Source organism: Exiguobacterium sp. KKBO11 (assembly GCF_001644945.1).
Taxonomy (GTDB): Bacteria; Bacillota; Bacilli; order Exiguobacteriales; family Exiguobacteriaceae; genus Exiguobacterium_A; species Exiguobacterium_A abrahamii.
In genome coordinates, this window is record NZ_LUCU01000022.1 from 292686 (window position 1) to 308952 (window position 16267).

14 protein-coding genes are annotated in these 16267 nt (G+C 49.7%); 2 read left to right on the top strand and 12 right to left on the bottom strand.

Annotated elements, in window-relative coordinates:
* Position 1: 1 nt before the first annotated feature.
* Both AYO36_RS08565 and AYO36_RS08570 read right to left on the bottom strand, forming a co-directional pair.
* Positions 2 to 1636, bottom strand: a complete 1635-nt coding sequence (locus AYO36_RS08565) for an ATP-binding protein (RefSeq protein WP_231884692.1) — start codon at positions 1634 to 1636, stop codon at positions 2 to 4.
* Positions 1637 to 1719: 83 nt separating this feature from the next.
* A complete protein-coding gene (locus AYO36_RS08570; protein WP_055967203.1) occupies positions 1720 to 2151 on the bottom strand; it encodes a YaiI/YqxD family protein in 432 nt (143 codons plus the stop codon).
* A 124-nt stretch (positions 2152 to 2275) separates the two neighbouring features.
* Between AYO36_RS08570 and AYO36_RS08575 the strand changes: the two genes are divergently transcribed.
* Together AYO36_RS08575 and AYO36_RS08580 are read left to right on the top strand one after the other, a co-directional pair.
* A complete protein-coding gene (locus tag AYO36_RS08575; RefSeq protein ID WP_082874213.1) occupies positions 2276 to 4021 on the top strand; it encodes an ABC transporter ATP-binding protein in 1746 nt (581 codons plus the stop codon).
* Positions 4018 to 4899 (top strand): NAD(P)-dependent oxidoreductase, encoded by an 882-nt coding sequence (locus AYO36_RS08580; RefSeq protein ID WP_064300179.1) that lies wholly within the window; start codon positions 4018 to 4020, stop codon positions 4897 to 4899. Before AYO36_RS08575 ends, AYO36_RS08580 begins: the two co-directional genes overlap by 4 nt.
* A gap of 51 nt (positions 4900 to 4950) precedes the next feature.
* Here AYO36_RS08580 and AYO36_RS08585 read toward each other — a convergent pair whose 3' ends face one another.
* The 10 genes from AYO36_RS08585 to acnA all read right to left on the bottom strand — a co-directional run bounded on the left by AYO36_RS08585 (position 4951) and on the right by acnA (position 16235).
* The gene (locus AYO36_RS08585) at positions 4951 to 5586 is read right to left on the bottom strand and encodes a DUF975 family protein (protein WP_064300180.1); all 636 of its coding nucleotides are present in this window, start codon (positions 5584 to 5586) and stop codon (positions 4951 to 4953) included.
* Positions 5587 to 5772: 186 nt separating this feature from the next.
* Positions 5773 to 6435: a copper homeostasis protein CutC gene (locus AYO36_RS08590; RefSeq protein WP_064300181.1), complete on the bottom strand. Its 663-nt coding sequence runs from the start codon at positions 6433 to 6435 to the stop codon at positions 5773 to 5775.
* 25 nt (positions 6436 to 6460) lie between these two features.
* Complete coding sequence (locus AYO36_RS08595) at positions 6461 to 7225, bottom strand: DeoR/GlpR family DNA-binding transcription regulator (RefSeq protein WP_047391234.1); 765 nt, start codon at positions 7223 to 7225, stop codon at positions 6461 to 6463.
* A 191-nt stretch (positions 7226 to 7416) separates the two neighbouring features.
* The gene (gene plsY, locus AYO36_RS08600) at positions 7417 to 8031 is read right to left on the bottom strand and encodes a glycerol-3-phosphate 1-O-acyltransferase PlsY (protein WP_029341281.1); all 615 of its coding nucleotides are present in this window, start codon (positions 8029 to 8031) and stop codon (positions 7417 to 7419) included.
* 17 nt (positions 8032 to 8048) lie between these two features.
* Entirely contained in the window at positions 8049 to 9080 is a 1032-nt protein-coding gene (locus tag AYO36_RS08605; protein WP_064300182.1) for a M15 family metallopeptidase, read from the bottom strand.
* Positions 9081 to 9318: 238 nt separating this feature from the next.
* Positions 9319 to 9756 carry an acyl-CoA thioesterase gene (locus AYO36_RS08610; RefSeq protein WP_023467801.1) on the bottom strand — a complete coding sequence of 146 codons (438 nt, stop codon included), beginning with the start codon at positions 9754 to 9756 and terminating at the stop codon, positions 9319 to 9321.
* A 12-nt stretch (positions 9757 to 9768) separates the two neighbouring features.
* Complete coding sequence (locus tag AYO36_RS08615) at positions 9769 to 12012, bottom strand: AAA family ATPase (RefSeq protein WP_064300183.1); 2244 nt, start codon at positions 12010 to 12012, stop codon at positions 9769 to 9771.
* 76 nt (positions 12013 to 12088) lie between these two features.
* The gene (locus AYO36_RS08620) at positions 12089 to 12796 is read right to left on the bottom strand and encodes a hypothetical protein (RefSeq protein ID WP_029341277.1); all 708 of its coding nucleotides are present in this window, start codon (positions 12794 to 12796) and stop codon (positions 12089 to 12091) included.
* Positions 12797 to 12986: 190 nt separating this feature from the next.
* A complete protein-coding gene (locus AYO36_RS08625; RefSeq protein WP_064300184.1) occupies positions 12987 to 13451 on the bottom strand; it encodes a DUF3939 domain-containing protein in 465 nt (154 codons plus the stop codon).
* A 57-nt stretch (positions 13452 to 13508) separates the two neighbouring features.
* Complete coding sequence (acnA, locus tag AYO36_RS08630) at positions 13509 to 16235, bottom strand: aconitate hydratase AcnA (RefSeq protein ID WP_064300185.1); 2727 nt, start codon at positions 16233 to 16235, stop codon at positions 13509 to 13511.
* Between the last annotated feature and the right edge of the window lie 32 nt (positions 16236 to 16267).

Sequence of the window (16267 nt, forward strand, 5' to 3'; positions counted from 1 at the left end):
GTCATGCTTCGAGCGGGAGTTGAATGATGAATGTACTGCCCTCTCCTTCCGTTGATTGGACGGAAATCGCTCCCCCATGGTCAAGCACGATCATCCGGCAAATCGCGAGTCCTAAGCCGGTTCCACCGATTTTACGTGTATCCGAGTTATCTGCTCGGTAAAACTTATCAAAGATATAAGGTAGGGCTTTCTCTGGTATACCGAGCCCTTCGTCCGAAATCTCAATCCGTAATTGATCCGACTGGTTTGACCCTTTGATCCGGATTGCGCCACCTTCAGGTGAATATTTAATCGCGTTCATGATCAAGTTCGTGAACAGCTGTTTCATCTTTTCACTGCTTGCTGAAATCGTATAGGTGCCTGGATCGAACTGGACACTGATGCGATGCGCGCGACTCGCGAGATCAAACATCGGTTTCATCTCGAACATCAATTGTTTCACATCAAGTGGTTCTTTTTGCGTCCCATGCGTCGAATCTTCTCCTTTTTGAATTTCCAGAATGTCATTAATCAATTCCGCCAAACGAACGGTTTCTGAATGAATCGTCTGCAAATATCGCTTTTGGCGCTTCGGATCCACTTCTCGTTTCATCAATAATTCCGTGAAGCCCATGATGGAAGAGAGCGGTGTCCGCAACTCGTGCGACACGATCGAGACGAATTCTGCCTGCTTGAGATCAAGTTCCTTATCTTTCGTCACGTCCCGTAAGACGAGCATCATGCCCCACTCGACGTTTGCGATCGCAATCCGCTCGGCGTAAGCACTGAGTAGCAAGTTCCCCCGAAACGCTGATAGTTCGATCGTTTCTCCCGGAATATCTCCATTCATCAGTTGACCGATGTAGTCATGGAGTGCGTCTGGCTGATCGACATGTTCAAACAGCGACGTCGCCCGTTCGTAGGCGTGGCGGAATCCTTGCGCTTGATTGACGAGCTTCGGTGGAAACATGTTCAACAAAGCTTGGTTCGCATAGATCTGTTCCCCACTACTCTCGATGTATAGGACAGCTTCCCGAATCGAGTCGAGGAGCTGATACGTCTTGATCTTTTCATGCTCCATCTGATGGAATAATAGATGGCGCTCAAGCGTCATTCCGAGTTTTCGTGATAGATCAAGTAAGTCCCCGACTTGCTCTAGATTGAACTGAGGAAAAGCATGACGAATATAAAGTAACCCGACGACTTGTCCATTACTTGGAGATTGGACGGGAATCGCCGATTCGAACTGATCGCCAATCGGTAATTGAACCGATTTACGCATGACGAACGCCCGACGTAAGACAGAATATTGATCGAGATCTTTTTCGATCAGCTCCATCTCGTCGATGCCTTGCGCGACGAAATGATTCAACTGTTCACGACGGTACAAGAGGATGGCACCTTCTTTTACATCGAGCAGTTGCAACAGGATCGTCAGGACGGTCTCACAGGCCGCTTCGACATTTTGCGTCGCTAACGCTTCCATGATTTCATTGCGTTGCTTCAATTTCAGTTCGACTTCTCGTAAATTCTGTTGTAATCGATTGATTTCACGTTGATCGAGTGATGTGAGTCGTGCCTCAGCTGATGCTGGAACCGTTCCTTGGCGCAATCGGTAAGGACGGTCCTTCGAGTGGTCGCGTAAGATTCGTTTCAACGTGTATCCTCCTTTCAAAATTCATTCCTGTTACAAATTATAGCATGGTCCCTATTTGATCGACAGTTCGAGTACTGTCTTCCTTATATGCTGCTTTGCACTAATGCACGAAATGCCTCTTCAAAGGCCCGGTCCGCATCGCGCGTCCGTTTTTTCGGTCCTTTCGTCCGTCCACCCGCTCGTCGGATTTGTTGTCCGACATGGCGTGTATGAAGCAATAGATCGATATTCTCGTTCGTAAACTGACGACCATTTTGGTCCATCGCGAAGCCTCCTCGCGCTAAGACGAGTGCTGCTAAACCGTAGTCTTGGGTCACGACGAGATCGCCACGTTTCATCCGATTGACGATCGCGTAATCGACGGCATCTGGTCCTTGTCCGACCGTGATCGTCGTCGCCCCCTCCCGCATCATCTGGTGTGCTGTATCACAAACTAAAAAGACGTCACGTCCCTGTCGGTGTCGAACGACGAGATCGACAACGGGACATCCGTCTGCATCTACGAAAATAGACATCTGAATCCTCCCTTGTTGTTTCCACTATCAGTGTCACAAACCAAAAGATTTCTTGTCAAGTCGCGTTTCCCATTTGACCGTTTCTTCGTTCTTTCGGACAATGGAAAAGAGAGGATGTGTTGAAATGAACGCTGCGACGTTCCAATCTTTTTACCTGTTATTGAAAAAAACGAAACCCCCGGTCGGATTATTATCCGCTGCCGTTTCCGTCTCCGTCATCCAAGCGCTGGCAGCACTCGCCATCCCTTGGTTCTTAAAGACGTTGATTGACGGTTTTACAGTCGATCGACTGACTCCGCAGCTGATCAGTTTGTTCGTGATCGTCTTCGTCGTCCAAGTCGTCGCGAACGCCTTGTCCATCTATTGGTTACAGATCGTTGGTCAACGGATCGTCGCCAATTTGCGGACGCTCTTATGGAAACACCTGTTGACCTTATCGATTCCGTTCTATGATGAGACGAAATCAGGTGAGCTTGTCTCTCGGCTCAATAGTGACGCTACGACACTCCAGCAATTGCTGTCGGAGCAACTCGTCCGCCTGCTGACATCACTCGTCTCGATCATCGGAGCGATCACGATCCTGTTCTTCCTCGACTGGCAGATGACACTCGTCATGGTCATCGCTGTACCCGTGACGCTATTGATCATCATTCCACTCGTGCGGAAGCTTCATAAGATATCTCGTGAGACTCAGAAGGAACTCGCAGGATTATCCGGTTTTTTTGCCGAGATGCTCGGCGAAGTCCGACTCGTCAAATCGCAAGCGACAGAACCCTATGAGTTGGACCGTGGGAAAACTCGCATTGAGAATCTTTATGGCTATGGCGTCAAGGAAGGACGAATCCAAGCCCTCTTGTTGCCAATATTCAACGTCACCTTAACGACGATGTTGATCTTGATCATCGGCTTTGGTGCCTACCGCGTCGCGACGAACCAGATCACGGCGGGTGAACTCGTCGCCTTCTCACTCTATTTGTTCCAAATCATGACGCCGCTCGTGACGATGACTGAATTCATCACGAAGTTGCAGAAAGCACGTGGGGCGACAGAGCGAATCATCGAGCTGCTCGATGAGACACCGGAAGCACCTGGAGCGCTTGTTGCGCCGCGTCCGTTTACGGACGTCACGGTCGATCACCTGTCATTCGGATACAATGAGACGCCCATCCTCCTGGATGTCAGCTTTACGTTACCACGCGGCAAGACGACAGCGATCGTTGGTCCGAGTGGATCCGGGAAGACGACATTATTCGCGATACTTGAGCGGTTCTATCAACCGACGTCCGGTCAGATCCGACTCGGAGATCAATCCATCACTGATTTGACGTTATCATCTTGGCGCCAAGCGATTGGTTATGTTGCGCAAGACTCACCTGTTTTATCGGGAACGATACGCGACAATCTCATCTACGGTCTTGCGGAAGACGTCAGTGAAGACAAAATCCGTGAGGCTGCACGAATGGCGAATGCCGATACGTTCATTGAACGTTTTCCGGAGGGGTATGCAACTGAAATCGGAGAACGGGGTGTCAAGTTGTCCGGTGGTCAACGCCAACGGATTGCAATCGCACGTGCACTCCTCCGTGATCCGGAAATTCTATTGCTGGATGAAGCCACGTCAAGCCTCGATTCCGAGTCAGAGCGGGTCGTTCAGGAAGCACTCGAGCGATTGATGGTCGGACGGACGACGTTCGTCATCGCCCATCGTCTCGCGACAGTTCGTCATGCCGATCAAATCATCGTCCTTGAAGATGGTCGGATTTCCGGCATCGGGACACATGATCGTCTTGTCGTCGACAATCCATTGTATAATAAGCTCGTAACGCAACAATTCATCGGCACGGAACGTGCAAGGGGGAATCACGTATGAAGACAGTCGGTTTCATCGGATTAGGTGTCATGGGACAAGGCATGGTCCGCAATCTGCGCAAGGCAGGTTTTACAGTCAAAGGATATAATCGCACGAAAGAAAAAGGACTCGTCCTTGAAGCAGATGGTGTCAAGATCGTCGATACGATTCAAGACGTCGTCACCGATGTCGACGTCGTCATCTCGATCGTCGGTTATCCGCAAGACGTCGAGCAGATCTACTTCGAAGACGGAATCCTCGATCATGCGGCACCAGGAACGATTCTGATTGACATGACGACATCCAGTCCGGCTCTTGCAGAACGAATCGCGAAGGAAGCGGCAGCACGCGGTCTTCAGGCACTTGACGCACCTGTCACAGGTGGTGACCTCGGTGCGAAGAACGGGACACTCGCCATTCTCGTCGGTGGTGAAGAAGCAGCGTTCGCGCAAGCGAAGCCATTATTCGAAGCGATGGGAAAATCGATTTCACTCTTCGGTGGTCCTGGTAAAGGACAATCGGCGAAACTCGCGAACCAAATCGCAATTGCCGGCTCGATGATTGGAACAGCGGAGATGCTGTTGTTCGTCACGCGGTCCGGGATTGATCCGACACAATTCATCGAGACGATCAAATCTGGTTCTGCCGGTAGCTGGAGTCTTGAGAACTTGATTCCGCGCGTCATCGCTGAAAACTACTCACCTGGTTTCTTCGTCAAACACTTCATCAAGGATATGCGCCTTGCCCTTGAGCGAGGAGCTGAGATGGGCATCGCGACACCTGGTCTCGCACTGACGAAGGATTTATATGAACAACTTGCTGAGCTGGGTCACGCCGATTCCGGTACACAAGCGCTTTATCTGTTGCTCGCCGAACGTTCACGCGCTTCGGTAGAATAAGCAAAAGCCTGTACGCTACGTCTACTGACGTAATGTACAGGCTTTTTTCGTTCATCCCTCGACGGATGATTGACGTGTTGGTTTCAAGCGTTCATAGAAGTGTGCCATCGTCGTATCGAAATACGGCGTCAAGAAGATGACACCCACAGTACTAAGTAGTGCGAGGATACCCCAGCCGATGAAACTCAAGTAAAGCATGACCAATTCACGCTTATGCCCTTTCATCATCCGACGACTCTCACCGAGGACTTGCCAAAACGACAATTCCGGTCGGTCGACCAAAATGTACGGGACGAGGCGATACGCTAGATAAAAGTACAATGCCGGTAAGATCAAAAATGATCCGACATAGACCAATATCGTCACGATTGCATACGCAGCAATCGTTCGAAAAGCACGTCGAAACGAAGAAAATCCTTCGAATAACGTTCCGATACCGGCAGACTCCCCGCGTGTGAAGCGTAAGTAAGCAATCGTTCGTCCAACCGTCACCGGAGCAAGCACGATCGTTACGACCATGTTCAGTCCGATGAAACGGACCATGCTGTCGATGTCATCTTGGTCAAAGGACATCCGGCTTGCTGCAAGCGCAAAGATAAGGAAGTAGATGATCGAGATGCTTAGCCCGACCAGCCAACGTCCTTTTAGTGTACCAAGGGCGTCTTGTTTTAATTGTTTAGGGTTCATGTCGTACTCCTTCATTTCCACTATTTCCATCTTTGATTCTAGCGTAGTCCCGTTGAAAAACCTAGTTATCCCGCTCTGCTTTTCAAACGCGTCACGGAATCGTCGAAAATCCGTCACGAACACATACAAAAAAATCCATTTCTCTCATCTCATAAGATTTGAAAAATGGATTCGTGCGGTATAGGATTAGCGCAGAAGTCGCGTCAATGCCTCAACACGTTCTTTTTGAATGATACCGTCTTGTAAGACAGCGGAACCCACATGTAGTTCCGATGCCTTCGTCGCTTTGAGAAGCGTTTCCGCATTCTCAAGCGTAATCCCGGAACCTGGTAAGATAATCAAGTCCGGATGGTCCTCGATCAAGCGCGCGATTGTCTCTTTTCCTTCTAACGCCGTCGCTTGACCACCCGACGTCAAGATCCGGTCGACTTCTGGAAAATCAGCGAGCACTTCTGCCGCTTCGAGAATATCGCGACTACTGTCGATTGCTCGGTGGAACGTCAATGACAGTTCCCCTTTATGTTTGATGATTCGACCAAGGAAGCCTTCGTCGACGCGACCGTCTGCGGTCAATGAGCCGACGACGATCCCGGCAGCACCGAGTTCTCGGATCAAGTCGATATCCGTGATGATCGTCTCTTCGTCTGATTTCGAATAGACGAACGACTTACTATGTGGTCGAACGAGGACGTGAACTGGAATCTCGACCGTCGAGACGACTTGACGAATCAGTCCATAGCTCGGCGTCAACCCACCTTCGGATAATGCGGAAACGAGCTCGATCCGGTCCGCTCCGGCTTGTTCTGCTGCGACCGCTTCTTCTACGGTCGATGCGATGATTTCTAACATGATACATCCCTCCCGCATCAGTGTATCATGAGACGACCATCCAGTTCACGCGTTCGTTGAACAGTTTCATCTCCCACGATGGTGGATAGGAAGCTGGACTGAGGACGATCTTCGCACGTCGGAACTCTGCCACCTTATATTTACGATTGCCTTGGAATTCATCATTCGCCAAGAAGGCATAAACGTCTTTCGTACAACTGATGACGGCTTTTTGAATCAGCGAGGATTCAATATCATCGCTGACGAAGCCACGCTCGATTTCGGCACCGTCAAACGATAGAAAACAAGCATCAAAAGCGTAGGCATCGAGCGCCTGCAAGACTTCGACTCCGACCGTCTGCCCATAGGCATCGACCGTCCCACCAAGTAACCGAATTTCACCTTTGAACGGTCCCGTCTTGCGGCACTGCTCCAAGTGACTAGCGACCACTAGTGAGTTCGTGACGATCGTCGCGTTCCCCGTTAAATACGGCAACAGATGCTCGACCGGCTCGCCTCGACCAAGAAAGATACAGGAATAATCGCTGAGCCATCCTTTCGCATAACGCGCTAAACGGCGAGACAACTGATCCGTCCGACGCGAGATCGGTGTTTCTCGTTTTCCTCCTTGATAGATGGCACCGCCATAGACGCGCTTCAACTGCCGTTCCCGTTCGAGCTCCTCTAAGTAGCGTCGTACCGTTTCTCCCGAGACATCGAGACGTTCGATCAAATCCTTCGTCATGACTTTCCCTTCCTCTTCCAGCCATTCCATGATGCGTGATTTCCGCTCTTCTCCTAACAACGACACGTGCGCTTCCCCCTTCACAGACAAGTTCTAGTTCTAGTGTATCGAACGTCTGTAAAGGTCTTGTAAATCCGATGTAAATAAACGTGTAGTTCCTATGAAATGTCGTTGAATTCGTCCGTTATCCGACTTTTTCCACAAACAAAAGACGCATCCGCATCTCAATGAACGAGATGTAGATGCGTCTTAACGACTCATTCAGACGGTTTCTTTGCAAAGAGTGGAATCTTAGACTCTGTACCTTGGCGAATCCGTTGGATGTTCTCGCGGTGCTTGAAGATGACGAACAAGGCAAGAACCGTAAAAAACGTCGGAACGATCCAGTCGTTCGTCAAGACACCAATCGTGATGGAAACAACGATTCCGACACTTGCTGCCACGATTGAACTGAGCGACACCATCCGGCTCAGACGAAGTGTCGTCAAAAAGGAAACGAGCAGGAAGATGAACAGAACAGGGCTCGTCACGAGCAACATCCCTCCGGACGTCGCAACTGCCTTTCCGCCTTTGAACTTCGCGAAGATCGGATAGATGTGACCGATGACAGCTGCTAGTCCAGCAAACAACGGATGTATATCTGCTCCCATCAAGATTGGAACGAGACTTGCGACGGCTCCTTTTCCGAAATCACCGATCAATACGATGATTCCCGCCTTTTTCCCCAAGACACGGAACGTATTCGTCGTTCCGAGATTCCCGCTACCGTGTTGGCGAATATCCATCCCATGTCCCCACTTCCCGACAAGAAGTGCGAACGGTATCGAACCAAGCAGATAGCCAAGAACTAAAATCCCTATGATTTCAATCATAGTCAACCTCCAACCTCTTAGTGACCGACTTTCATATATTCCTCAAGAGTCTGTCCGTTATTTTTAATTTGTGTCGCGGCATCGACACCGACATAACGAATGTGCCATGGCTCATACGTATAGCCTGTCCGTGATTGGAAGCCACGATCGTAGCGCACGATGAAACCATATTTCGCTGCGTTATTCGCGATCCATTTTCCTTCTTTCGTATCACCAAGGGCAGCTGTCAATCCGTTACCAACGCTTGGTGCCGAAATATCGAAAGTGAGACCCGTCTGGTGCTCACTATGACCAGGACGTGCTGAATATTGGTCAGCAGCCGCCTTGCCATCACGTGCGACATAATTATTATACAATACTTTTTGACGTTCGCCTGAACGGAATCCACTGACAGCGTTCAATGTCACGCCTTCTTTTTTAGCAGCGGCAAACATCTTCTCCATCTGTTTCGCAGCTGGCGCCCGCATGTAGCTCTGCTCAAGTACACCTGAGTATGAGAAGCTGACATTCGGTACGACGAGATCCGATGGTTTGTAGTCGATCGGCAAGCTGTATTTCTTATTGACGACGACGAGATTACCAAGTGATAGATCCGCTTTAGCTTCTGCTGATTTATCGACGTCCGGTGTCTCATCTTCTGGTTTCGACGGTTTCTCTTGTTCTGGATCCTGAGATGAACTGTCCGGTTTATCCGTCGATTCGTCTTTTTTGTCCTCCGTCTTGTTCTCTGAAGCTGGTGTATCGTCTTTTTGTTCTTCTTCTTTCTTCGTCTCATCCGAAGATTCTTGATCTTCTTGCGTTGCTGCATCAGACGAATTGTCTTCTTGTTTTGCTTCTTCTGACGTATCGTCTTTTGTTGTTTCATCTGTTTTGTTTGTTTCTTCTTTGTTCGTGTCTTTTGCTGTGTCTTCTTTTTTCGTTTCGTCGTTTGATTGTTTTGTCTCATCTGATTTCTGTTCCGTTTTCGTTGTATCATCCGCTTGTTGATCCCCAGGATTACATCCTGCAAGGAGAAGCGCTAACGTACTGACGGTTACGATTTTTTTCATGAGTAAGACCCCTCTTCTTTTTATGCTTCTCTATGTTACCGCTAATCGTCCCATCCGTCGAGTCTACTTCCGACAGATGGAGTAAGTCCCTACCTTACTTCAGCTTCTTTATTTTCGCAAATGATCCTGACTTTGTCATCGGTCGTTAGTACCAAGTGCTAACTTTTACTGTTCAGACTGAAAAAAATGAAAAAAGCGAAACCGATTCAAAAATCGATCCCGCTTTTGATAAATCTCTTTACGCTTCCGTTAAGAGTGCTGCGTCCGTCTCGCTCATCTTCTCATAAATTTCGTGCCAGTTCGGGAACACCTTCGGCAAGCGAATCGGTCGGAAGTTTTCTTTCTTGACGACGACGTGTGTCGTCTTCGCAGAGACCGCAAGCTTCCCGTCCGGATGTTTGACCGTATAGCCATAAATCGTCCGCAATCCATCGTAATGATCAATCCAGACCGTGACGACCGCTGTATCACCGTACGTCAACGAGCGTTTGTAATCGAGATTGACATTCGTGACCGGGGAGACATAACCCGCATCTTCCATTTCCTTATAGTCAAGACCTAAGGACTGGATCAATTCCGTCCGCGCCAGTTCCAAATAGACGAGATAATTCGAATGATAGACGATGCCCATCATGTCCGTCTCAGCGTAGCGGACAGGTATTTCAATCGTGTGCATGTAGCTTCCCCCTTAAAAATCCTCTTTTTCAAGATAGGACCATTCTGAACCGGATAAGCTAACTTTGTCAATTAATCGCATCGACTGCTTCGCGATCGCCTGTTCGACGATCGTGATCGCTGCTCGTGCGTTTCCGTTCGGAACGACATCAATCTTCTCGGTAAGCGTCAATCGTGCGTCCTCCGTCAGCTCGTATCCGAACCGTGCCGCGTATCCTTCAATGATTTGAATCAACTCGTCTGGCGAGTAATTCGGGAAGTGGAATGACCGTTTGAAGCGTGATTTCAGTCCTGGGTTACTTGCGAGCAAGGCGTTCATCTGTTGCTCGTAACCAGCAAGGACGACGACGAGATTGTCTTGATGTTTCGTCATCTCATCCACGAGCGTATCAATTGCTTCCTTTCCGAAGTCGTTCGCTCCACCATTTAATGCATACGCCTCATCGATGAATAAGACACCACCCAGCGCGTCGCGAATCGCGTCACGCGTCTTTTGCGCTGTTTGTCCGACGTAACCGGAGACAAGATCTGCCCGGCTGACAACTTTCAGATGTCCGCGTTTCAAATAACCGCATTGTCGTAACACATCAGCATAAAGCTGCGCGACAGTCGTCTTTCCGGTCCCGCTATTGCCGCTAAAGACCGCATGCAGTTCAACCGGCAAGACTTTATAGCCTGCTTCTCTTCGACGTTTTTGCATCGACAATAAGGCTTCAATCTGCTTGAGTTCATCTTTGAGATCGGATAATCCGACGAGCGAAGCGATCCGCTCCTCAACGGTTGCGTCCGGTTCTTGTACCATCTCGAAATCTTCTTGTTCGAGTAAGGCAAAGTCTTCATGACTGGCACTCTCTCCAAGGCTCGCACCCTTCTTGAAGATGGCATCGAGCACGATATTGCGAACAGCGCGTCCGTTTCCGAAACTGGCGTCGACGCGTTCCCGCTCAAGCCGTCCGAGTAACGCCCGCTCTGCTTGTTCCGTCAAGACATAATCGTTCGCGTTTGCGATCGAGCGTCCGATGGCGAGCAGCTCCTGATCCGTATAGTCGGCGAGTAGATAATGATTCGATTCCGGAAAACGACTCCGCAGTCCAGGGTTCGCCTTCAGGAAATCACGCATCTCTTCTGGATAACCAGCAAGCACGACCGCAAATCGCCCTGCATATTCCCCACTCGTCATTGCTGCGACGAGCGTATCGATCGCGGCCTGACCATAATCGTTCCCACTTTGTCCGGCACGTTTTAAGGCATAGGCTTCATCGATGAAGAGCACCCCTCCGACGGCTTCGCGGACTTTACTCATGACCTGTTCTTCCGTCTGACCGACGAACGCACCGACAAGCGATGAACGATCCGTCTCGACGACTTCTGGTCGTTCGAGAAGTCCGAGCTCGTGATAGATTTTTGCCATCAGACGGGCAAGCGTCGTCTTCCCGGTTCCGGGATTACCCATGAAAATCATGTGTAGCGATGGTTGATCGCTTGAACGGTAGCCATCTTCCGATCGTTTTTGTTGATACTTCAAGAAGCGATACATATGATGGACCCGTTGTTTGATGTCTTCGAGACCAATCATCGCGTCGAGTTCTTCGAGTGCTGAGCGTTCGACTTGTTTGCTTTCGACGGGAAGCAAAGCGACGACACGTTTGAGATCCTGGATCGTGGTCGCTTTCAGTTCCGTCATCTCGCGAAACGCTTCCCGGGAATAGAAACGCTCTTGTAGGCTGTCGACGAATGTCTGCGCTGTCTGTTCAAGCGTGGCACTCGAACGTAGTAATGCCGTTCCAGCCTCGAACAGTTCCGTCCAGCGTCCAGCATCCAATCGACGCAACCGTTCCGTCAGTTCGACGATTTGTTCCGTCTCCTCAACGATTTGACTTGCTTGGAGAATTAGTTCTTTCGTCGCTGATCGTTTGGCGTTCGCATTGTCCGTCTCGCGAATCGTCGGAAACGTATGCGCGACAAGGCGCTGATACGTACTTTGTAATTGTTGTTCCGTCAACAATTGCTCAAGACGAGCTGGCAATCGACCATGCTGACGGATTTCTTGCATCCAGCTCTCAGCTAAGGCATCCAGTCGTCCCGTCATGATATAGCGATGTTCGACGAGTAACGCCAAGATGCGGACGAGTGCTTCCGTCTCTCCAAGCAACCGGCTACTTTGAGCATACCGTAAGGCGAGCACCTCCTCGACCTTCGCGCCCTCTTCCCACGCTTTGATTTGATTGAACATCTCCTCTTTCGAGAATGCTTCCATGTTGAACCTCCTGCGTCTCGAAAAAACCGACTTTGTCCGCTACCGTTTCGTAGCGTCATCGCCGGTCGTTTCTTGTTTATTTTGCTTTTAACCAATCCGGATCGAACGTATCGATCGTTTCAAAACTCTTCATCTTGACAGAGTAGAACAATTTACCGTTATTGCGTGACTCCGCACCGAGTACTTTCGAACGGTCGGAAGCGACATAATACGTTGCTTGTTCTTGGTTGTTTTCTTTATCGAAGATCGATGGATATTGTTTGATCCATTCTTCTGGTACAGTGCTTGATGGTTCTTTTTTCACGTACACGTCTGCTGCCATTCCAGCGATGTCCGCTTCTCCCTCGACTTGTCCGAAGTCACCCTTGTTGATGAAGGCGAGGATCTGTTCGTTGAAGCCACGTGAGAGGAACGGGCGCGGCGCACTGACACTTTTGCCAGCTTTCGTCTCATTGACTAACTTCCCTGTCGCATCATACTCACGGAACATCGTCCCGTTCCAGATCGCAAGCGATCCTTTTGACGGACCGTCTACGACTTCTGTCCGGAAATGACCTTTGTCATTAAAGACGACTTCATACGTGCGTGATTCAAGTTCATCTTTTTTCGTCGCGAGCTTCTTCTCAACATATTGGATGCGTGTCATCGTATAAAACGGTTTGACCGTCGCGGCTTTTTCATCGCTTGCGGTCTGCGTCTTGTTCAAGAGATAAAAATTGTAGGCAAGGAGGATCGCCATTGCCACGATTGCTACTGCAATCCACGTGCTCGTTCGTTTCGTCATGCCATGTACACCTTCCTAGCTCAAGTCTCTATTCCTTATCATCGTATCGGTTTTATAAGGAGAATACAAAGGGTTTGTCCGAGATTTCACGATTTCTGACTAAATTCGTCAGACTTTTGAACAAATCTGAAAACGGTCAGGACGACAAAAAAAGGCGAACCGAATGAATTCGGTCCACCCTTGATTACGTTTATGCTTCCTTCGGCGTCAGCGAGACGATCATCGACTCATCGACCAAGTAATAGCTATGATGCGGCATTTCACGCAAATAGCCATCCTGAAACAACATCGCGCAGTCGACTTGGAACGTTTTGCTATACGGTTTCAACGGGAGTTTCTTCACCCGGTCAAAATAGCGATCGACGGCAACCTGGACATGATCCATCTCATAGACGAGTTCTCGGTCTTTTGCCTCCATGATGGTGAATGTCTCACGCGACATGTAAAACACTTGTGTCGAACGTGCTTTCAAATACGGCTCCAGCTGCTTTAAGTCGATGCGTTGCTCATTATCTAGCAGCACTGTCCGATTCGTCCCTTTCGGTAGTTCGGATTCAAAGGCATGCGTCGCTTGTTTGACTTCATCAAGCGTCACGTCACGCATCGGCAACGGCTGATCGTCCTTCGGTTGAAACCACTTCTTGAATCGGTTCACCTTTTTCCTCCTCTCGTCAAAAAAAGGTGGGGTTTCCCCCACCTTTGATTAGACAACTTATGCTTGTTGGAGACGCTCACGAAGGACCATTGGAAGGATCCCGCCGTGACGGTAGTAATCGATGTCGACTTCTGAATCGAAACGAGCGATCGCTTCAAACTCAGTAACTTTTCCGTCTGCCGCTGTCGCTGTGACTTTAACGATGTCACGTGGACGAACAGACTCATCGATTGCGATGCTGATTGCTTCTTCACCTGTTAAACCAAGTGTTTCAGCTGTCGTGCCTGCCACGTATTGCAGTGGAAGAACACCCATCATGACGAGGTTTGAACGGTGAATCCGCTCGAAGCTTTCCGCGATGACGGCTTTGACGCCGAGCAAGTTCGTTCCTTTTGCTGCCCAGTCACGTGAAGAACCCATACCATAGTCTTTACCAGCAAGGATGACGAGACCCGTGCCATCTTCTTTGTACTTCATCGCAGCATCGTACATCGCCATCGTTTCGCCTGTTGGCCAGTACGTCGTGAAGCCACCTTCTGTACCTGGTGCTACTTGGTTACGGATGCGGATGTTCGCGAACGTTCCGCGCATCATGATTTCGTGGTTACCACGACGTGAACCGTATGAGTTGAAGTCTTTTGGTGCAACCCCTTTGTTGACGAGGTATTGACCGGCTGGTGTCGTTTTCGAGAATGAACCAGCTGGTGAGATATGGTCCGTCGTGACCGAATCAGCAAACTTACCGAAGACACGGAGTCCGTTGAGGGCTTCGACTTGACCAGCTTCCTTCGCCAAGTTCTCGAAGAACGGTGGGTTTTGGATGTACGTCGACTCACCGTCGAAGTCGTACTGATCCCCTGTTGGCACGTCAAGATTGTTCCAACGTTCGTTTCCTGTGAAGACTGAATCGTATTCTGCACGGAAGCTTTCTGGTGTGACGACCGTGTTGATGATCGTTTGGATCTCATCACGTGACGGCCAGATGTCAGCGAAGAAGACTTCTTGTCCGTCTTTGCCTGTTCCGAGTGACGCGTTCATGATATCGACGTCGACTGTTCCTGCAAGGGCATACGCGACGACGAGTGGCGGTGAAGCCAAGTAGTTCGCTTTAACAAGCGGGTGGACACGACCTTCGAAGTTACGGTTACCGGAGAGGACAGACGAAACGAGTAAGTCTGAACCGAGGATCGCGTCTTCGACAGCGCGGTCGAGCGGACCGGAGTTCCCGATACATGTCGTACAGCCGTAACCGACCGTGTTGAAGCCGAGTTCGTCAAGGTACGTTTGGAGTCCTGATTTCTCTAGGTAATCCGTAACGACCTTCGATCCTGGCGCAAGTGACGTCTTGACGTATTTCGGAACTGAAAGACCGAGTTCGATCGCTTTTTTCGCGACGAGTCCCGCACCGATCATGACGTATGGGTTTGATGTGTTCGTACAGCTCGTGATCGCAGCGATTGCAACGTCACCCGTACGCATTTCAACTGCTTCGTCTTCGAACTGAACGACAGCGACTTTGTCCGCTTCTTCTTCCGCTAAGCCGAATCCAGCGTTTCCTTGTGGAGCCGTCAACGCTTTTTTGAATGATGTATGAACATCCGTCAAATCGATCCGGTCTTGTGGACGTTTTGGTCCAGCAAGGGCAGGAACGATCGTTGAAAGATCAAGTTCAACTGTTTTCGTGAATGTTGGATCTTCGTTTTGTGGCGTGTAGAACAAACCGTTTGCTTTCGAGTAGTTCTCGACTTTTTCGATCAATTCTTCATCGCGACCTGTCAGACGAAGGTACGTCAATGTTTCTGTGTCGACTGGGAAGAATCCACATGTTGCACCGTATTCTGGCGCCATGTTCGCGATTGTTGCCCGGTCAGATAATGACATCAAGTGGAGTGATGGACCGAAGAACTCGACGAATTTACCGACGACGTTCTCTTGACGGAGCATTTCCGTTACACGAAGGGCAACGTCTGTTGCTGTCGTTCCTGGGTGCATCTCACCTGTGATGCGTACACCGATGACTTCTGGTACTGGGAAGAACGATGGCTGTCCGAGCATGCCCGCTTCCGCTTCGATCCCACCGACTCCCCAACCGAGGACGCCAAGACCGTTGATCATCGTCGTGTGTGAGTCCGTTCCGACGAGTGTATCCGGGTACACATCAACTGTACCGTCTGCTGTTTCCTTTTCAAGGACGACAGATGCCAAGTACTCGAGGTTAACTTGGTGGACGATCCCTGTTGCTGGTGGTACAGCACGATAGTTATCGAATGCCGATGTCGCCCAGCGAAGCAATTTGTAACGCTCTTCGTTACGTTCGAATTCAAGATCCATGTTTTCTGCAAGTGCTCCAGCAAAACCGTAAGCATCGACTTGAACCGAGTGGTCAACGACGAGGTCGACTGGTACTTCTGGGTTGATGACCGATGGGTCTCCACCGAGATCTTGCATGGCTTTACGAAGTGACGCGAGGTCAACGACCGTTGGAACACCTGTGAAATCCTGAAGGATAACGCGTGACGGTTTGAACGGAACATCGACATCGTTCGAAACTTGAGCTGTTCCCCATTTCGCCAAGTTCTCGACGTGTTCACGTGTGATCGAACGACCATCTTGTTGACGAAGTACTGACTCGAGTAGGACACGAATCGAGTATGGAAGACGTTTGACTTCCGTCAATCCGAGTTCTTCCAATTTTTCAAGACTATAGTACTGATAATTCTTACCGTTTGCTTCAAACGAACGGCGTGCGCCAAAGACATCTTGCGACACATCTGTTTGCTTCATGGTGATTCCCCCTTTAAGTGTTCACGACATCA

What these genes read in the sequence shown, in the direction of transcription:
- AYO36_RS08570 (WP_055967203.1), bottom strand. Translation starts at nt 2,151, where the DNA reads ATGTCTATTTTCGTAGATGCAGACGGATGTCCCGTTGTCGATCTCGTC.
- AYO36_RS08575 (WP_082874213.1), top strand. Translation starts at nt 2,276, where the DNA reads ATGAACGCTGCGACGTTCCAATCTTTTTACCTGTTATTGAAAAAAACG.
- AYO36_RS08580 (WP_064300179.1), top strand. Translation starts at nt 4,018, where the DNA reads ATGAAGACAGTCGGTTTCATCGGATTAGGTGTCATGGGACAAGGCATG.
- AYO36_RS08585 (WP_064300180.1), bottom strand. Translation starts at nt 5,586, where the DNA reads ATGAACCCTAAACAATTAAAACAAGACGCCCTTGGTACACTAAAAGGA.
- AYO36_RS08590 (WP_064300181.1), bottom strand. Translation starts at nt 6,435, where the DNA reads ATGTTAGAAATCATCGCATCGACCGTAGAAGAAGCGGTCGCAGCAGAA.
- plsY (WP_029341281.1), bottom strand. Translation starts at nt 8,031, where the DNA reads ATGATTGAAATCATAGGGATTTTAGTTCTTGGCTATCTGCTTGGTTCG.
- AYO36_RS08605 (WP_064300182.1), bottom strand. Translation starts at nt 9,080, where the DNA reads ATGAAAAAAATCGTAACCGTCAGTACGTTAGCGCTTCTCCTTGCAGGA.
- AYO36_RS08610 (WP_023467801.1), bottom strand. Translation starts at nt 9,756, where the DNA reads ATGCACACGATTGAAATACCTGTCCGCTACGCTGAGACGGACATGATG.
- AYO36_RS08615 (WP_064300183.1), bottom strand. Translation starts at nt 12,012, where the DNA reads ATGGAAGCATTCTCGAAAGAGGAGATGTTCAATCAAATCAAAGCGTGG.
- AYO36_RS08620 (WP_029341277.1), bottom strand. Translation starts at nt 12,796, where the DNA reads ATGACGAAACGAACGAGCACGTGGATTGCAGTAGCAATCGTGGCAATG.
- acnA (WP_064300185.1), bottom strand. Translation starts at nt 16,235, where the DNA reads ATGAAGCAAACAGATGTGTCGCAAGATGTCTTTGGCGCACGCCGTTCG.